This window comes from Sporichthya sp., from assembly GCF_013815995.1.
In the GTDB taxonomy this organism is placed as follows: Bacteria; Actinomycetota; Actinomycetes; order Sporichthyales; family Sporichthyaceae; genus Sporichthya.
Genome location: NZ_JACDFE010000002.1, coordinates 1 through 16,012 on the forward strand (window position 1 = coordinate 1; position 16,012 = coordinate 16,012).

Genomic DNA, 16,012 nt, shown 5'->3' on the forward strand with positions numbered 1-16,012 from the left:
AGGCCAAGGCCTGCAGCGCAGCGTGGGCGGCGACGGTGGTGGCCAGCACGACGTCGCAGGGACGCACCGAGGCCGCGCGCGGGCTCGGGACGGCCAGTTGAGCCGCCAGGTGCGGCCAGGCGCGGTCCCGGTCGGTCCGGGTCAGGTGGTGGCAGTGCAGGCACGAGGAGCGTCCTGGCACCACCAGTGGCCCGACCAGGCCCTCGGTTTCCCGCAGCGCGGCCACCAGGTGCGGAATGCCGGCGCGCAGCAGGTCGTCCCCGACGCCGATCGCGGGTGGCAGGTCGGCGAGCACGACCAGGTCCGGCACGCCGTCCTCGGCCGGGAAGGCGACCCCGGAGACCCGGGCGGCGGCCCGCGCCGCCGAAGGGCCGCGGGGGTGGCCCAGGTCGGTTCTGGTCAGCCCGCCGGGGGCCAGGTCGGCGGGAGCGGTCGTTCCCTCGTCCAGGACGTCCACCCGGCCGACCCCGGCGGCGGTGAGCAGGCCTGCCAGGGTGGCGCCGACGCGTCCGGCGCCCCGGACCTCGACGAGGGCGCACAGGCGTCGTCCCAGGGCGTCCTTGCCCGCGTCCGGGCCCGGGTGGGTGAGGGTCAGCGAGGCCAGGTCGGGGGCGAGTTGGTCCCGGGCCGACAGCGGGACCTGTCGCCAGCCGCCGGGGGTGACGGCGGCGTCCTCGAGCAGGTCGGCGGTCGCCAGCAGGCGCAGCAGGTCCGCGAGTCGCTCGACCGGGACGTCGAGGTCCGCCGCGAGCTCAGCCGGGTGGACGGAGCCGTCGAGGCGGTCCAGACAGCGGTCAAGGGCGGCGTCGATGCCGGTGAGCAGCACGGCCCGGTCCGGATCGAGCCCGAACTGGACGGTCGACGGGCCACGCCGCAGGCGGGCCAGGCCCGTCTTCAGCCGGGGGCGCCGCAGTTGCTCGTCGACCCGGGCTGCGCCCACGCCTCAACCCTCCGCACCGGGCCCCTATAGGGCCGAGGAGGGGAAGCTTGCCCCAGCCGGCGCCCCCGCGTCAGAACGCGGGGGCGGGCTGTGGATAAGCGGTGCTTCAGGCCTTGCCGAGAATGCGGTTGAGCTTGGTGCCACACACCTTGCAAATGCCCTGCGCCATGCGGCGGCCGGAGTCGCTGACCTTCACCTCGCCGGTGAAGTCGCGCTTCTCCTTGCACTTCACGCAGTACGCCTCGCCGGTGTAGCTCTCGCCCATGTCGGTCTCCCTCGGTGTCGTGGCCTGCGCCAGGCGCCGGCCGTGTCGGCGGTTGTCCGCGTCTTCCCCGCCGGACAGCGGCACACACTAGCCCCCGCTGAGCGTGCGCCACGCCAGTTGGGGGTGCGTCGCCACGCGGCGCGTCCCGTCAAATCGCCCAAAAGCGGACAAACCGGGGCGGTTGGCGTGAGAAATACCCCTCCTCCCTCACCCCTCAACCCGCGCCGCAGGCGTGCCCGCACCGCCCGCTTGCCGCCCGCCCACAGCCGCCGAAAGTGCAGAACCGCAGGCAAAAACCGGCGAAAACACCTGCAGAAGTGCACTTTCGGCGCAAGGTGGCGCGGGGGGCCGACCGGGTTGTGGACAACCCTGTGGGAAACCTTCCCGGATTCTGGTGATCAAGGCGCTGAGCAGGGCTGACTTGGTCATGAGGGTGTGGATTTCTGGTCACGACTGTGGCGTCTGCCGATGCAAGGGGCTCCTGGCCGGTAGCGTCATGGATGTGACAGGTGAGGCTGGAGCATGAGCTCGCGCCCCCGTGCCGCGGAGCCGGCCGAGGTCGCCTTCGACCAGGTCGAGGTACGGCGCAGCCCGCGTCGGCGCAGCACCGTGTCCGCCTACCGCGAGGACGGCCGCACTGTCGTCCTGATCCCGGCCCGGATGACCCGCGCCGATGAGCGGTACTGGGTCGAGGCGATGTTGGCCCGGCTGACCGCTCAAGAGGCCCGCGGCCGCCCCACCGACGCCGATCTGATGGCTCGGGCCCGCGAACTGTCCAATCGCTACCTGGAGGGCCGGGCGGTTCCGGTCTCGGTGCGTTGGGCCAACAACCAGGCCAACCGCTGGGGGTCCTGCACCCCGATCGATGCCACCATCCGGCTGTCCACCAAGCTGCGCGGGATGCCGCGCTACGTCGTGGACTACGTGCTGCTGCACGAGCTCGCGCACCTGATCGTCCCGGACCACAGCGCCGCGTTCTGGAAGCTGCTGGAGCCGTACCCGCGCACCGAGCGGGCCCGGGGCTACCTCGACGGCGTCTCCTCGGCCTCCGGCCTGGACCTGTCCGAAGATGCGGACCTCGTCGAGTCCTGACCGGCCTGTCGCAACGGATGACATCCGTTGCCTGTCGCTGCGGATGACATCCGTTGCCTGTCGCTGCGGATGCCATCCGTGGTGTGAGGGTCAGACGAGGCCGGCGGCGATGGCGCAGGCCACGGTCCACACCACGGCGAGGGCGACGCCTTCGGCGATGCCGTAGTCCGCGCGCGGGTGGATCACCGGATCGGTGGCGACGGCCCGCGGTCCCTCATCGGCCACCAGGGCGGACGCGGCGTAATCCTCCGACGGCCCGTCCCGGCCCGCCCGGCGGGCCGCCTCGGCGCGAATCAGGGCGACCAGGGCGGTGGGGCGGCCCTCGCGGGTCATCGGGCCGGAGAAGGCAGGGCCGTAGACCAGCGCGCGCGTGCAGTCGCCGTCCGTCCCGACCACCTCGACGTAACCACCGCCGCGCGCGCCCTCGATGTCGGCCCAGGGCAGCGCGCAGGAGGAGAACGCGTTGTCCAGCAGCACCCCGGTCTCGTCGACGACGATCCGGGGGCGGAGCAGAAACCGCCGGATGCCGAAGAGCGCGGGGACGACGACCGCCCCGAACACCCACCGGTCCAGGAACGCGCGCCCGGTGCTGTTCTCCGGGCCGGGGTCGATCAGCACGACGACCGCCATCGTGCCGAAGACCAGTGCGAGGAAGAGCCCGGTCACCAGCGCGCCGGGCTGGCGCACCAGCACCCGTCCACCGGCGAGCGAGGAGGGGACCCGCCCCAGCCCGAGCACTGCGGTGGTCATCCTCCGCGCACCCGGGCCACCGCGGCGCGGGCGAGTCGGCGCACGGCGTCGTCGGTGGGTTCGGGCAGCGCCGCCGGGTCGAACCAGCCCAGCGAGATCGACTCCTCGCTGACCTTCTCGTGCGCGTCCGGGGTCGAGATCGCGACGTACATGACGTCGAGGTGCGCCTCCGCGCCGCACGGCGCCGGGTGCCGGTCCAGCAGCACCGGGCCGGGCAGCAGGTAGAGCTCGTCGATGCCGGATTCCTCGCGGGTCTCGCGCAGCGCGGTGTCGGCCAGGGAGCTGTCGCCGTCCTCGGCGTGGCCGCCGAACTGCAGCCACTTCTTGGCCTTGGCGTGCAGGTTCAACAGCACCCGGGTACCGGTCGGGTCGACGAGCATCGCGCTGCCGGTCAGGTGCGCGGGGCGGCTCTCCCGCGTCATCGCGTCGGGGTGCTCCGCGAGGTAGGCCAGGAACTCGTCACGCAGGGTCCGCTGCTGCGCATCGACGGGCTGATACTCCGTCAGAACACTGACGGCGTCGGCGTGCAGGTTCACTTCTCGTCGGTGCCGGGGGAGTCGGGCGAGTCGCCCTCGGCGTCGGAACCGGGCATCTCGCCCTCCGGTGGCGCCTCGCCGAGGCTGCCGTCGAGCAGGCTGGAGATGTCGAGTTCCTTGCCGCTGACGAACGCAGCCGGGTCGTCCAGGTCCTCGGCGGTGGGCAGCAGGTCCGGGTGGGCCCAGATCGCGTCCCGACCGTCGATGCCGCGGGCCTCGGACAGGCGCTGCCACAGGTCGGCCGCCTCACGCAGCCGGCGCGGGCGCAGCTCCAAGCCGATCAGGGTGCCGAAGGTCTGCTCGGCCGGCCCGCCGGAGGCGCGGCGACGACGGATCGCCTCGCGCAACTGCGGCGCGGCGGCCAGATGCTCGGCGGCGGCGGAACCGGCGACCTCGTCGACCCATCCCTCGATCAGGGCGAGGATCGTTTCGAGGCGGGCCAGGGCGGCCTGCTGGGCGGGCGTGTTCTCCGGGGTGAACATGCCCTCGTTGAACGCCTCACCGATGGCCTGGGGGTTCATCGGGTCCAGGCCAGAGACGATCTCTTCCAGCTTGTCCATCTGCACCGAGATGCCGCCGGCGTAGGCCTCCACCGCGGACAGGACGTGCGTGCGCAGCCACGGCACGTGGGCGAACAGCCGCTGGTGCGCGGCCTCGCGCAGCGCCAGGTAGAGCCGGACCTGGTCGGCCGGTACCCCGAGGCCTTCGCCGAAGGCCGCGACGTTGGCCGGCACCAGGACCGCGCGGGCCGCCGGACCGAGCGGCAGCCCGATGTCGGTGGCGCCGAGCACCTCACCGGCCAGCGAGCCGAGCGCCTGCCCGACCTGGGCGCCGAACATCGCGCCGCCCATCTGCTTCATCATCCCGAGCAGCGGAGCGGCGGCGTCGCGCATCTCCTCGGGCAGCTGGGCCGGCATCGCGCCGCCCATCGCCTCGACGACGCGGGTGGCCACCGGCTCGACGAGCTGCTTCCAGACCGCCAGCGTGTTCTCGATCCACTCCGCGCGGCTCCAGGCCAACGAGGCGTTCGCGCCGGCCGGCATCACCGTGAGCGGGTCCAGCCAGAGCTCGGCCAGGCGGATCGCCTCGTCGACCTCGTGGCGCTCGGCCGCGTTGATCGACGGGTCGGGCCCGGCCGCGGCGACGGTCTTGCGGGCGGTGTCCTTGGCCAGATCCCAGTTCACCGGGCCGCCGCTGTAGGACAGCATCTGGCCGAGCTGGGTGAACATTGCGCCGAGCGCGTTGGGGTCGCCGCTGAACAGCGCGGAGAAGGGGTTGTCCGGGCCCGGACCCTTGTTGGGATCGTCGTCGCCGGGGGACATTCCGAAGCCGAAAGGCGTGCTCATCGTGGGGAACCGTCCCGGTCAGGGATGATTGATGCCGTGACCCACGACATCGAGCCTGCGGTGCTCATGTCTTCCAACCTAGTCGGGCTTTCGCTGCGATGAATCCGTCGCAGCCGCCGGTTCGCTCTGGGCGCACTGCCGCACGCTCGCAGACGCGTGCGGCGACCCCGCGCCGGACCCCGGCCCAGAAGCGCTGGACCTCGGCGCGGGCCGCCGGCGGACGGGGTACCGGCAAGGGCCTGGTCATCGCGATCACCGGCGCCGACACCGATCTCGGGCGCGGCCTCGTGGCGCGTCTGACGGGGCATCCGGAGGTCGCGCAGCTGCGCCCGATCCCGGCCGGCGAGCCGCTGATGGCTGACCTGCTCGCCGGGGCCTCGGTGCTGGTGCACCTGGAGATTTCCTTCGCCGCCGAGCCGACCGTGGCCAACGTCCCGGTCGCGGCCGCGGCTCTCGACGCCGCCGGGCGCGCGGACGTGCCGCGGGTGGTGCTGTGCACGTCGGCCATGGTCTACGGCGCCGACGAGGCGAACCCGATGCCGCTGGACGAGGACGCCGCGTTGCGCGCCGCCCCGGAGCGCGGTCTGGTCGCCGAGCTGATGGAGATCGAGGACCTGGCCCGCGCCGCCCGGCCCTCCGGAGCGCCGGCGCTGACCGTGCTGCGCCCGGCGATGCTGGTCGGGCACGGCACCGACACCGTGCTCACCCGGCACTTCGAGTCGACCCGCCTGCTGCACCTGCAGGGCGTGCGCCCGGCCTGGCAGTTCTGCCACGTCGACGATTTGCTCGCCGCGCTCGAGTACGCCGCGCTGGGGAAGGTGTCCGGTGCGGTGACGGTCGGCTGCGAGGGCTGGCTGGAGCAGGAGGACGTCGAACTGATCGCCGGCATGCGACGGGTGACGCTGCCCTCGTCGCTGGCCTTCGGCGCCGCCGAGCGGCTCGGCCGCTTCGGCGTGGGCGGGGCGCCACCCAGCGAGCTGCGCTACGTCGCCTATCCGTGGGTGGTCTCCAGCGACCGGCTGCGCACCGCCGGCTGGCGGTCGGCCCACGACAACACCTCGGCGCTGCAGGCGATGCTTGCCGATCTCAGTGCCCGGCCCAGCGGCGGGCACCGGACCTCACTTGGCGCGGCGGGCGCGGCGGTGGCCATGATGGGGACGGCGGCGATCCTGCGCCAGGCCCGGAGAAGGAGACGCGCGTGAGCGAGCGGAGCGAGCGAACCAGAGGTACCCGAATGCGGCCCCGCGAGGACGAAGTCCGTGGCGGTGACGCATGAGCGACGCAGTTCGGTTGGTCGAGATCCGGGACGTCGACCTGGACCAGGCGGCGATCACTGCGGTGGTCCAGGACCCGGCCGCGGGCGGTTTCGCGGTGTACGTCGGCACGGTGCGCGACAACGACAACGACAAGAACGTCACCGGCCTGCAGTACTCGGCGCACCCGAGCGCCGAGGCCAAGATGCGCGAGATCTGCGAACGCATCGCCACCCAGCACGACGTGATCAGGGTGGCCGCGGTGCACCGGGTGGGCGACCTGCCGATCGGCGGGGTCGCCGTGGTCGTCGCGGTCTCCACCGGTCACCGAGGCGAGGCGTTCGCCGCCTGCAAGGACCTGATCGACACCCTCAAGGCCGAGACCCCGATCTGGAAGCACCAGATCTTCGCTGACGGGTCGACCGAATGGGTGGGCACGCCGTAACCGCCATCCGGGTCGATGCTCCGCATCGGGCCAAGGCCTCTCACGTAGGGTCACCCCGTGCTGAACCGACTCGGGGCGCGCCAGGCGCGGACCGTCACCCTCTCCGTCACCGGGGTCCTGCTCCTGGTGATGGTGGCGTTTCTGCTGCTGCTGCCGGTGCCCTACGCCCGGCTCTCGCCCGGACCGGCCACCAACACCCTGGGTGAGGCCAACGGCAAGCCGCTGATCGTCATCACCGGGACGAAGACCTACCCCGACACCGGCAAGCTCGACCTGACGACGGTCGCGATCAGCAACCCCGGCCACAACATGAGCCTGTTCGAGGCGATGCAGGGCTGGCTGCAGTCCGGCGTCGCCGTCGTCCCGCGCAACACCATCTACCCGGACGACGTCTCGGCCGAGGACATCGAGGCGCGCAACGTCGAGGAGATGGCGCTCTCCCAGCAGCACGCCACTGCGGCGGCGCTCAAGGAACTGAAGATCGCCCTGACCGCGCACACCGTGGTGGCCGCCCTCACCGAGGGCACCCCCGCCTTCGGCAAGCTGCAGGTCGCCGACCGGATCCAGAAGATCGACGGGGTGGCGGTGACCGGCCCGGCCCAGGTGGTGGAGCTGGTCCGCAAGCACAAGCCGGGGGAGAAGGTCACCTTCGTCGTCAACCGCAAGGGCGAGAAGGTCACCGAGACTCTCACCGCGGCGGCGAATCCGGACGACCCGGCGGTGCCGTTCGTCGGCATCACCCCGGACGTCTCGTATGAGTTCCCGTTCCAGGTGACGATTTCCTTGGACGACGTCGGCGGGCCCAGCGCCGGCCTGATGTTCGCCCTCGGGATCATCGAGCGCCTCACCGTCGAGGACATCACCGGCGGGCGGCACGTGGCCGGGACGGGCACGATCGAGGACGACGGCGTGGTCGGCAAGATCGGCGGCATCCAGATGAAGATCCTGGGCGCCAAGAAGGCCGGCGCGACGGTGTTCATGGTGCCGGCGGAGAACTGCCGGGAGGCGGCCGCGAGTGCGCCGAAGGGGATTGTGCTGGTCAAGGTCGACACCCTGGCCACCGCTGTGAAGGCGCTGGCCGCGATCCGCAACGGTGGGGACGTCCCCACCTGCTAGCTGGGGTCAGTGGCCGTGCCCGTGGCCGTGACCGTCGCCCTTGTCGTCGTCGTGGTTGCAGCCCGGGCCGTGCTCGTGGTCGGCCTGGGCGGCCCGCTCCTCGGCGAGCAGGACGCGCTCTTCGTCGGTCAGATCGGCCTCGTCGACCTCTTCGTACTCGTACTCGGTGAAGGTCTCCAGCAGCGCCTCGAGCAGGCCGGGGGCCAGGTCCTGACCGAAGAGGACCTGCTCGTCGGAGTCGTTGGAGCGCATCCGCAGCGCGCAGTCCCGGTTGCCGTTGCGCAGCACGACCGCGACCAGGCGGATCTCCTCCCGGAGCGGGTGCGCGGCGACGTAGGCCGGCATCTCGGGGGAGTCGTGCGGGACCTCGACCTCGACCTCGGCGGGCAGCACCAGGCGCTCCACGGCGATGGCGCAGCCGGTGACCTGCTCGCCCCAGGTGATCTGGGCCAGCACCTCGTCCAGCGGTATGTCGGGCAGGTCCTCCTGCTCGACCGGGGTGAACGCCGGCGGTCGGTCGATGCCGAGGGACTTGAACTCCGCCATCAAGGAGGGCTCTTCGCGCAGCAGCACGGCCGTCTCGACCAGGGCGTAGAGCCGCGCCGGCTGATCCCAGCCGGCGGAGGCGACGTGGGATTCGATGTCCACCAGGGCGGTGTGGAGAAAGGGGTTCACGGCGGCCACCCTAAGTGAGGCGGCGTCGGGAACCACAAGGACCGCCGGTAAGTTGCCCTGGCACGGCGTGATCAACAGCTGAGCAGGATCAAGCGGCGACAGGACGGCTGGCGTGACCTTTAATCCCCCCGAGTCCGGGCAACCCAGCCGGCGACCGTTCAGCACGGCCAGGAAGCGGCCCAAGGCGCTGATCCCGACGCTGGTCATCATGGTGCTGCTCGTCCTCGGCTTCGGCGTCTTCACCTCCTTCATCACCGACCTGCTGTGGTTCAAGTCGGTCGACCACACTGAGGTCTTCACCACCCGGCTGACCACCCGGCTCGCGCTGTTCGCGGTGTTCGGGCTGTTGATGGCCGTGCTGGTGGTGCTGAACATCGTCGTCGCCTACCGGCTGCGCCCTGCCTTCCGGGGGATGTCCGCGGAGCAGCAGAACCTCGATCGCTACCGGGTGAGCATCGACCCGTACCGGGTCTGGCTGGTGATCGGCGTCGGGCTGCTGCTCGGCATCCTGGCCGGCACCTCGGCGGCGGGGGAGTGGCGCACCTGGCTGCAGTGGCGGCACGGCACCGACTTCGGCGTCAAGGACCCGCAGTTCAACAGGGACGTCTCCTTCTACGTCTTCGATTACCCGTGGTGGCGTTTCGTCCTCGGCTTCTTCTTCGCCGTCACCCTGGTCGCGCTGCTGGCCGCCGTGGTCACGCACTACCTCTACGGCGGGCTGCGCCTGCAGACCCCGGGGGAGAAGTCGACCCCGGCCGCGCAGGCGCACATCTCGGTGCTGCTCGGGGTCTTCGTCCTGCTCAAGGCCGTCGCGTACTGGCTGGACCGGTACGGGTTGGCGGTGAACGGCGGCGGGTTCGAACGGGTCAGCGGCTGGACCGGTCTGCGCTATCGCGACGTGAACGCGCTGCTGCCGGCCAAGACGATCCTGGTCGGCATCGCGCTGATCTGCGCGGTGCTGTTCTTCGTCAACGTCTGGCGGCGGACCTGGATGCTGCCCGGCATCGGTCTCGGCCTGCTGATCCTGTCCGCGGTGCTGATCGGTGGGGTGTACCCGGCGATCGTGCAGCAGTTCAAGGTGCGCCCGTCCGAGGTGACCCGCGAGGCGCCGTACATCGACCGCAACATCCAGGCGACGCGGACGGCCTACGGCCTGGACGGCGCCGAGGTCACCGAGTACGACGCGAAGACCACCGCGCTGGCCGGAGCGCTGCGCGGCAACGCCGACACCACGGCGAGCATCCGCCTGCTGGACCCGAACCTGATCTCCCCGACCTTCCAGCAGCAGCAGCAGATCCGCGGCTTCTACTCCTTCCCGGACACGCTGAACGTCGACCGCTACACGATCGACGGCAAGAAGGAGGACGTGGTCGCGGCCGTCCGCGAGCTGAACCTCAGCTCCATCCCGGCCGCACAGCGCAACTGGATCTCCGACCACCTGATCTACACCCACGGCTACGGCTTCGTGGCCGCGCGCGGCAACACCGTCAACGTCGACGGCGAGCCGACCTACGTCTCCGCCGGGATTTCCGACACCAGCGTGCTCGGGGACTACGAGCCGCGGGTCTACTTCGGGGAGGAATCCCCGGAGTACTCGATCGTCGGGCGCAGCGACGGGCAGAACCGCGAGTTCGACTACCCGGCCGACGCGCAGCCCAACGGCCAGGCCAACAACACCTACGCCGGCGAGGGCGGGGTGAAGATCGGCTCGTTCTGGAAGCAGCTGCTGTTCGCGGTGAAGTTCAAGGAGGAGAAGATCCTGCTCTCCTCCGACATCGACCCGGCCTCGAAGATCCTCTACATCCGGGACCCGCGTCAGCGCATCGAGAAGGTTGCGCCGTGGCTCACCCTGGACGGGGACCCGTACCCGGCGCTCGTGGACGGCCGGATCCAATGGATCGTCGACGGCTACACCACCAGCGGCAACTATCCGTACGCCAGTCGCACGACCCTCGGTGAGGCGACCGAGACCACGCTGACCACCGCGGACCGCCGGGTGATCGCGCCGCGGGACGAGGTCAACTACATCCGCAACTCGGTGAAGGCCACCGTGGATGCCTACGAAGGCTCGGTGAACCTCTACACCTGGGACGAACAGGACCCGGTGCTGAAGACCTGGAAGAAGGCCTTCCCCGACGTGGTGAGGGACAAGTCCGAGATCCCCGCCGCGCTGCTCGGTCACCTGCGCTACCCCGAAGACCTGTTCAAGGTGCAGCGCGAACTGCTCTCGCGCTATCACGTGACGGATGCTCAGACCTTCTACGGCCGCGCGGATTTCTGGCAGGTGCCGCGCGATCCGGGCACCGGTGACAGCCAGGCCGCGCTCGGCGTGAGCGGCGACCGCGAGGCGCAGCCGCCCTACTACCTGACCCTGCAGATGCCGGGCCAGACCGCGCCCGCGTTCTCGCTGACCACGGCGTTCGAGCCCAACCAGCGACAACAGTTGGCCGCCTTCATGGCGGTGAACGCCACACCCGGGCCGGACTACGGCAAGATCCGGGTCCTGCAGCTACCGCGAAATACCACGGTCCCGGGGCCGGGACAGGTACAGAACGCGATCAAGGCCGATCCCGCGGTCAACAACGTCGTGCTCCCGCTGCGGGTCGGCAACAAGGTCACGTTCGGGAACCTGCTGACGCTGCCCGTGGGCGGCGGCCTGCTCTACGTCGAGCCGCTCTACGTGCAGGCCGCGACCGGTACCTCGTTCCCGCTGCTGCAGCAGGTGATCGTGTCCTTCGGGAGCAAGATCGCGATCGCGGAGACGCTCGAGAAGGCGCTCGACCAGGTCTTCGAGGGCAACTCCGGCGCGGAGGTGCCCGTCGAGCCCGACAAGGGCAACGGGTCGGGAAGTGGGCAGAGCACCAACGCCCAACTCGCCGACGCCATCGCCGCCGCGCAGAAGGCCTACACCGACGGGCAGGCCGCTCTCGCCAAGGGCAACTTCGCCGAGTACGGCAAGCAGCAGGACAAGTTGGAGGCGGCGCTGACCCGCGCGGCCACCCTGCAGAACAAGAAGGCCGGTGGCGGTGCCGGAACGGTGCCGACCCCGACCCCGGTGCCCTCACCAACACCGGTCCCGAGCACACCACCTGAAGAGACCCCGCCGGCCGGCAACACCTAACGCGGCCGTCTGAAGCCGGGACGTCCGAACCATCGTGAGCTATCACGCTCGCCGGTTCGGACGTCCTGGCCGTTAAGGCTCCGGCAACCGATTTGCAGGGTGGTGTGCGCCGCCAGTAGCCTGAGGACACACCGACGCGGGGTGGAGCAGTTCGGTAGCTCGCTGGGCTCATAACCCAGAGGTCGTAGGTTCAAATCCTACCCCCGCTACCACGTTTCCGCAGGTCAGGGCCATGATCACGAAATTGTGATCGTGGCCCTTGATCGTTGGTCAGCAGTTGGTCAGCATACTTTCGCGACACGCCGATGTGGACCGTCCTGGACTGGTAGGGACGGCGGCGGACGAGGACCTTCATCGGGTCGCGTCGGCGGCGCGACGTCGATTTCTCCGGGCCACGGTTCGAGGCCGGGCGCTAACCGGGCTCGACGCATTCGAGGGGGCGAAGTTGACTGTGGCCTGCGGGCGACGGACTGGCGACGGATGGCGAAGGTCCTGCCCGATCCAAGGGAGCAGTGGGTATTTGCTCGGTCCTTGAGGCTCGTGAAGGGTGCGGCCTGGAGGGGTCTGTTGATGCGCCCCGTGGCGGGGGGCCTTGACGCCCGAAGGCTTAAATATATTATGTGTCAACGCTCGCCGGACGGCCGGGCGCACTCGGCGGACGAGGGGCACAGCGGTGGATCGACGCGCTGAACTATTCATCGGCGGCCGGTGGGTCAAGCCGCAGTCCGACCAGGTGATCGAGGTCTTCTCCCCGGCGACCGAGGAGCTGATCGGCGAAGTCCCTGAGGGCAGCCCCGCGGACATCGACGCGGCGGTGACATCGGCCCGGGTAGCTGTAGACGGCGACTGGGGGCGCAGCTCCGCGGCGGAACGCGCCGCGGTCCTGGCTCGGTTCACCGAGGAACTCTCGAAGCGGATGGACGACATCGTCACCGCCCAGGTCTCGGAGCAGGGCGCGCCGGTATCTCAGGTCGCAGCCGTCGGCTCCGGGCCCTCGCTGGACGTGATCAGGTACTACACGAAGCTGGCGGCCGAACTCATCGCCGAGGAGGTTCGTGAGGGGAGCGGCGGGCGCAGCCTGATCCGGCGCGTCCCCGTAGGTGTCGTCGGCGCGATCGTTCCCTGGAACGGCGCGTGGCCCCTCGCGATCTTCAAGCTCGCACCGGCAATGGCGGCCGGGTGCTCCGTGGTGGTCAAGCCTCCGCCGGAGACGCCGCTCAGCCCCAACTTGATGGCCGAGGCGGCCGCAGCCGCCGGGGTCCCCGAAGGTGTGCTGAGTGTCGTGCCCGGGGGCGCGGAGGTAGGGGAGCACCTCGTCTCGCACACCGGTGTGGACAAGGTTTCCTTCACCGGTTCCGACGCGGTCGGCAAGAAGATCGCCGCCATCTGCGGAGGTCGGCTCCGGTCGACCGTTCTTGAGCTCGGCGGAAAGTCCGCCGCCATCGTCCTCGAGGACGCCGACCTCGCCTCCACGGTCGGCGGGCTAGCTTTGAACTCGTACGTGAACAACGGCGAAGGCTGCATGTCCGACACACGAATCCTCGTGCCCCGGTCCCGACACGACGAGTTCGTCGAAGCGTTCGGGGCGATGGCCAGTTCTCTCAAGGTCGGCGATCCGTTCGATCCGACGACGTTCATCGGCCCGCTCATTTCCGAGCGGCAGCGCGACCGTGTCGAGGGCTACATCTTCTCCGGTGTGGAGCAGGGAGCGACCCTCGTCACCGGTGGCCGGCGCCCGGCGCACTTGGCTAAGGGCTGGTTCGTAGAGCCGACCGTCTTCGCCAACGTCGACAACTCGATGAGGATCGCCCGAGAGGAAATCTTCGGCCCTGTCGTTTCGATCATCGCCTACTCCGACGAAGCGGAAGCGGTGGCGATCAGCAACGACAGCGACTACGGGCTCGGCGGCTCGATCTGGTCAAGCGATGTCGACCACGCCCTCGCGCTGTCGGCGCAGGTGCGGACCGGAATCATGGCCATTAATGGGTTCGGGTTCCAGGAATGCTCGCCCTTCGGCGGCATGAAGAACTCCGGGCTGGGCTGGGAGATGGGGCCGGAGGGGCTGAACGAATACCTCGCCCTCCAGTCGATTCTTCTCGGGGCCGGGTCGTTCGCCCGGCACGCCGACCTTCCGACGAGGTAGTCGCACCGTGACCTATGTGATCGCTGAGCCTTGCGTCGACGTCCTCGACAAGTCCTGTCTCGAGGAATGCCCGGTCGACTGCATCTACGAGGGCGAGCGGATGCTCTACATCCATCCGGACGAGTGCGTCGATTGTGGCGCCTGCGAGCCGGCGTGTCCCATGGAGGCGGTCTTCTACGAGGACGACGTCCCGGGGGAGTGGAGCATGTTCAGCCAGAACGGCCATGCCTTCTTCCGGGACCTGGGATCCCTGGGTGGCGCGTCGAAGGCCGGCAGGTTGGAGCACGATCCTCAGTGGATCAAAGACCTCCCACGGCCCTCCGAAGTCGTCTGAACAAGGGCGTTCACAGCTCCCCGCAGGTGCTATCCGGGCCACCGTGACCCATTGCACAAATCGACGCAGATGGTACTGTGGGGACACATAGAATATACAATGTACGAAAGGTAGGCGCCGGGATGAGCGCTCGGCAGACGTCGCAGATGGGCTTCCAGTCGGCGCGGGTGCGCGGACGCATGGTGGCGGTGATCGCCGTCGTCGCGATGGTCTCCACCGGATGCGCAACGAGGTTGTCCCAGGACGAGATCCGCGCAGCCGCCGGCACCACGACGGTGACGGAGGACTCTGGCTCGCAGGACGCACAGGTCGGCGCCACCGGTACAGGAGCAGCCGACCCGGCAACGTCGGGGACGGCGACGCCCGGCGCCGGGGCGGTTGGAGGCGGCTCAGTTGGGACCGCCACGACGGAATCTGGATCAGCTGGCGCGGGCTCCACTGCGGCCGCAGGTTCCAAGGGATCGGGCTCGAAGGGTGGCGCACCGGCTCCCGGATCGACGGGTGCCGGCGCCCAGGCTCCGGCCATCGCGAACAAGTCCCTGATCAAGGTCGGGAACATCGGGCCGTACAGCGGCGTGCTGGGTGGCATCTTCGGCGACATCCCGGCTTCGCTGCAGGTTTGGGCGAAGTGGACCAACGCCAACGGCGGGCTGAACGGGCACCCCGTTCAGGTCATCACCGCGGACACCGGCGGTGACCCGTCGAAGGCGCTGACCCTCGCGAAGAACATGGTCGAGGGGGAAGGCGTCATCGCCTTTGTCAACAACTTTCTGCTCTTCGAGTTCGAGTCCATCTCCAACTACGCCGCCTCGAAGGGCGTCCCGCTCATCGGTGGTGACCTGTCGAACCCGGCCTGGACGACCTCGCCCATCGCTTTCCCCCAGGGCGGCTCCTTCGAAGCCCAGATGAAGATCGGGACGCAGAAGCTGGTGGAGATCGGCGGTCCGAAGATCGCCACGCTCTACTGCATCGAGGTCGCGTTCGTGTGCAAGGCCAACAACGAGCTGATTCACAAGTGGGCCGCGAAGGTTGGCGCCGACATTGTGTACAACGCCCCGGTCTCCCTCACGGCGCCCAGCTACACCTCGACCTGCATCAACGCGAAGAACTCCGGGGCCTCCGGGATCTGGATCCTGGCCGAGGGAGCCAGCGTCGCCCGCTTCGTCCGCGACTGTGCGGCTCAGGGTTACAAGCCGAACTTCGCGATGGTCGGGCTGGCGTCGCCGGCCGTGCCGAGCGAGCCGAACCTGGCGGGTGCGATCATCCCCAGTCCGGTCTTTCCTTCGGTCGTCTCGAGCACCCCGGCGACCGCTGCCTTTCACACCGCCCTCGGCAAGTACGCCTCGTACCTTCTGGGCCGGTTGAACGGTGAGATCTCCAACGCATGGACCGCTGGGCAGCTGGCGCTGGCCGGGGCGAAGTACCTCAGCGACAAGCCGACCGGTACCGAATGGCTCAAGGGACTACGCGAGTTGAAGAAGGAAACCCTGGGCGGGCTGACTATCCCGCTGACGTTCACCAGTGGCCGCTACGAGGCCCCACTTTGTGTGTTCTTCCAGGGTATCGAGAACGGGCGCTACACCGCCCCCCAGGGCCTCAAGACCAGCTGCTGACCGAGGAGACGACGGTGGAGATCGGCAAGTGGCTCAAGCTGCAGTGGGACCGCGTGGCCGCGTGGGTGTGCATCGGTGTCGGTGCACTCGCCCTGATCGTCGGCTGGGTCGGCGTCAGTGGTGCCGCCTATATGGCGAACGCGATGCCGTACCTGATCTCGGGCGGCATCGGCGGCATGTTCCTACTCGGCCTCGGTGGGATGCTTTGGCTCTCCGCGGATCTGCGCGACGAGTGGTACAAGCTCGACAGCCTCGAGCGCAGCGTGAATCGCCAGCATGAGGAGTTGTTGGTAGCCGAGGACGCGCGGTGAGGGGGTCGTCCGTAGCCGCCCGATCCCGGCCGCGCCAAGCGCCGCCAACCTCGGTCGCCCCTGACATCGGGC

15 protein-coding genes and 1 tRNA gene are annotated in these 16,012 nt (G+C 69.7%); 10 read left to right on the forward strand and 6 right to left on the reverse strand.

Annotated features, from left to right (window positions below; all coding sequences use genetic code 11):
- Both H0X00_RS00330 and H0X00_RS00335 read right to left on the reverse strand, forming a co-directional pair.
- A partial coding sequence (locus tag H0X00_RS00330) for a hypothetical protein (RefSeq protein ID WP_293766432.1) occupies positions 1 to 940 on the reverse strand: 940 nt, incomplete at its 3' end.
- A 106-nt stretch (positions 941 to 1,046) separates the two neighbouring features.
- Entirely contained in the window at positions 1,047 to 1,205 is a 159-nt protein-coding gene (locus H0X00_RS00335) for a DUF5679 domain-containing protein (protein WP_293766433.1), read from the reverse strand.
- A gap of 522 nt (positions 1,206 to 1,727) precedes the next feature.
- On the opposite strand from H0X00_RS00335, the gene H0X00_RS00340 reads away from it, so the two are divergent.
- Complete coding sequence (locus H0X00_RS00340; protein ID WP_293766434.1) at positions 1,728 to 2,297, forward strand: M48 family metallopeptidase; 570 nt, start codon at positions 1,728 to 1,730, stop codon at positions 2,295 to 2,297.
- A 90-nt stretch (positions 2,298 to 2,387) separates the two neighbouring features.
- Here the strand turns inward: H0X00_RS00340 and H0X00_RS00345 are convergent, their stop codons facing one another.
- From H0X00_RS00345 to H0X00_RS00355, 3 genes are read right to left on the reverse strand one after another with little or no spacing between them, the layout of a single operon-like run.
- Complete coding sequence (locus H0X00_RS00345; RefSeq protein WP_293766435.1) at positions 2,388 to 3,047, reverse strand: PH domain-containing protein; 660 nt, start codon at positions 3,045 to 3,047, stop codon at positions 2,388 to 2,390.
- Complete coding sequence (locus H0X00_RS00350) at positions 3,044 to 3,583, reverse strand: NUDIX domain-containing protein (RefSeq protein ID WP_293766436.1); 540 nt, start codon at positions 3,581 to 3,583, stop codon at positions 3,044 to 3,046. Before H0X00_RS00350 ends, H0X00_RS00345 begins: the two co-directional genes overlap by 4 nt.
- Complete coding sequence (locus H0X00_RS00355) at positions 3,580 to 4,929, reverse strand: zinc-dependent metalloprotease (protein WP_293766437.1); 1,350 nt, start codon at positions 4,927 to 4,929, stop codon at positions 3,580 to 3,582. Before H0X00_RS00355 ends, H0X00_RS00350 begins: the two co-directional genes overlap by 4 nt.
- Positions 4,930 to 5,027: 98 nt before the next feature.
- Here H0X00_RS00355 and H0X00_RS00360 point away from each other — a divergent pair, with 98 nt between their 5' ends.
- The 3 genes from H0X00_RS00360 (at position 5,028) to H0X00_RS00370 (ending at position 7,743) form a co-directional block, all read left to right on the forward strand.
- The gene (locus H0X00_RS00360) at positions 5,028 to 6,131 is read left to right on the forward strand and encodes an NAD-dependent epimerase/dehydratase family protein (RefSeq protein ID WP_293766438.1); all 1,104 of its coding nucleotides are present in this window, start codon (positions 5,028 to 5,030) and stop codon (positions 6,129 to 6,131) included.
- Positions 6,132 to 6,201: 70 nt separating this feature from the next.
- A complete protein-coding gene (locus H0X00_RS00365) occupies positions 6,202 to 6,627 on the forward strand; it encodes a molybdenum cofactor biosynthesis protein MoaE (RefSeq protein WP_293766439.1) in 426 nt (141 codons plus the stop codon).
- Between the two features lie 57 nt (positions 6,628 to 6,684).
- Entirely contained in the window at positions 6,685 to 7,743 is a 1,059-nt protein-coding gene (locus H0X00_RS00370; RefSeq protein ID WP_293766440.1) for a PDZ domain-containing protein, read from the forward strand.
- 6 nt (positions 7,744 to 7,749) lie between these two features.
- On the opposite strand, the gene H0X00_RS00375 is transcribed toward H0X00_RS00370, so the two are convergent.
- Positions 7,750 to 8,418: a PPA1309 family protein gene (locus H0X00_RS00375; RefSeq protein WP_293766441.1), complete on the reverse strand. Its 669-nt coding sequence runs from the start codon at positions 8,416 to 8,418 to the stop codon at positions 7,750 to 7,752.
- 112 nt (positions 8,419 to 8,530) lie between these two features.
- Here H0X00_RS00375 and H0X00_RS00380 point away from each other — a divergent pair, with 112 nt between their 5' ends.
- From H0X00_RS00380 to H0X00_RS00405, 6 genes are all read left to right on the forward strand, one after another.
- Positions 8,531 to 11,539: a UPF0182 family protein gene (locus H0X00_RS00380; RefSeq protein WP_293766442.1), complete on the forward strand. Its 3,009-nt coding sequence runs from the start codon at positions 8,531 to 8,533 to the stop codon at positions 11,537 to 11,539.
- A gap of 135 nt (positions 11,540 to 11,674) precedes the next feature.
- Positions 11,675 to 11,751, forward strand: a tRNA-Met gene (locus tag H0X00_RS00385).
- 461 nt (positions 11,752 to 12,212) lie between these two features.
- The gene (locus H0X00_RS00390) at positions 12,213 to 13,682 is read left to right on the forward strand and encodes an aldehyde dehydrogenase (protein WP_293766443.1); all 1,470 of its coding nucleotides are present in this window, start codon (positions 12,213 to 12,215) and stop codon (positions 13,680 to 13,682) included.
- 7 nt (positions 13,683 to 13,689) lie between these two features.
- On the forward strand, positions 13,690 to 14,016 hold the full coding sequence (fdxA, locus tag H0X00_RS00395; RefSeq protein ID WP_293766444.1) for a ferredoxin: 327 nt from the start codon (positions 13,690 to 13,692) through the stop codon (positions 14,014 to 14,016).
- 122 nt (positions 14,017 to 14,138) lie between these two features.
- Positions 14,139 to 15,629: an ABC transporter substrate-binding protein gene (locus tag H0X00_RS00400; protein ID WP_293766445.1), complete on the forward strand. Its 1,491-nt coding sequence runs from the start codon at positions 14,139 to 14,141 to the stop codon at positions 15,627 to 15,629.
- A gap of 14 nt (positions 15,630 to 15,643) precedes the next feature.
- Positions 15,644 to 15,940, forward strand: a complete 297-nt coding sequence (locus tag H0X00_RS00405; protein WP_293766446.1) for a hypothetical protein — start codon at positions 15,644 to 15,646, stop codon at positions 15,938 to 15,940.
- Positions 15,941 to 16,012: the final 72 nt, after the last annotated feature.

Bases quoted from the DNA above. Each gene is read 5' to 3' on its own strand.
- H0X00_RS00335 (WP_293766433.1), bottom strand. From the start codon at position 1,205: ATGGGCGAGAGCTACACCGGCGAGGCGTACTGCGTGAAGTGCAAGGAG.
- H0X00_RS00340 (WP_293766434.1), top strand. From the start codon at position 1,728: ATGAGCTCGCGCCCCCGTGCCGCGGAGCCGGCCGAGGTCGCCTTCGAC.
- H0X00_RS00345 (WP_293766435.1), bottom strand. From the start codon at position 3,047: ATGACCACCGCAGTGCTCGGGCTGGGGCGGGTCCCCTCCTCGCTCGCC.
- H0X00_RS00355 (WP_293766437.1), bottom strand. From the start codon at position 4,929: ATGAGCACGCCTTTCGGCTTCGGAATGTCCCCCGGCGACGACGATCCC.
- H0X00_RS00360 (WP_293766438.1), top strand. From the start codon at position 5,028: ATGAATCCGTCGCAGCCGCCGGTTCGCTCTGGGCGCACTGCCGCACGC.
- H0X00_RS00365 (WP_293766439.1), top strand. From the start codon at position 6,202: ATGAGCGACGCAGTTCGGTTGGTCGAGATCCGGGACGTCGACCTGGAC.
- H0X00_RS00400 (WP_293766445.1), top strand. From the start codon at position 14,139: ATGAGCGCTCGGCAGACGTCGCAGATGGGCTTCCAGTCGGCGCGGGTG.